The following is a 794-nucleotide window of genomic DNA, read 5'->3' on the forward strand; positions in this document are numbered from 1 at the left end:
CCATGTCCCATTCCGAAATAATTCACAAAAAATTTAGCACATTCTTTCGGAAAGGGGGAGAGGGATATTCCGAAGGAATGTGCAAAAAAGAGTCTTTTTTGTGCGGAAATAAAGTGATAATTTACACCCAAAAAACAGACGATCATCATTTCGACATTAAGATGCAATATGCTCCCTGAAGTCTACAGGGGGCATATTGTTTATATTTCTTAATCCATTGATAATATTATCGCGATAACAAAGGTTTAATTTCTCCGCCACTACAACGACTGTCTCATCATCCTCTAGCACTCGTCGAATTGTTTTCAGTTTAATCGCCTTACTTATATCCCTGATGTTTTTCTGATGATGACATTCTATTTCCCTTCGTACATTCTAGCTATCGAGATAGCATCGTGTTCGTTATATTATAATGGGTGCATCATACTGTCACAGCTCGAGGTGTTAGTGAGTTAAGTCCATATAATTGTGTAAAAAAGGAATAGAAAAAGAGCCATGTTGCTTCCCCTTTGGTAGAATAAACAGTGGACCAAAAACACCAAACATAAGGAGGAATGCAACCATGGCTCAATACCATATTACCGTAAATGATGAATTTTTGCACGGGTTATTCACCAAAGATGAGGGATTATCTAAGCTGCTAAAACAAGTCCTCCATCAAATCCTTGAGGCACAAGTAGAAGAACAGCTGGGAGCTCGCCGTTATGAACGAACGGAAGAACGAAAAGGCTATCGAAACGGTTCGTATCCACGCCAGCTGACGACCCGGGTAGGACGGTTGACCTTGCGCGTTC

General features: G+C 40.4%; 1 protein-coding gene. It reads left to right on the top strand.

Annotated features, from left to right (window positions below; genetic code table 11):
• Positions 1–562: 562 nt before the first annotated feature.
• The coding region (locus FKZ59_RS14435; protein ID WP_181733317.1) for a transposase at positions 563–794 on the top strand (232 nt) is incomplete at its 3' end.

This window comes from Ureibacillus terrenus, assembly GCF_006569205.1.
Lineage (GTDB): Bacteria > Bacillota > Bacilli > Bacillales_A > Planococcaceae > Ureibacillus > Ureibacillus terrenus.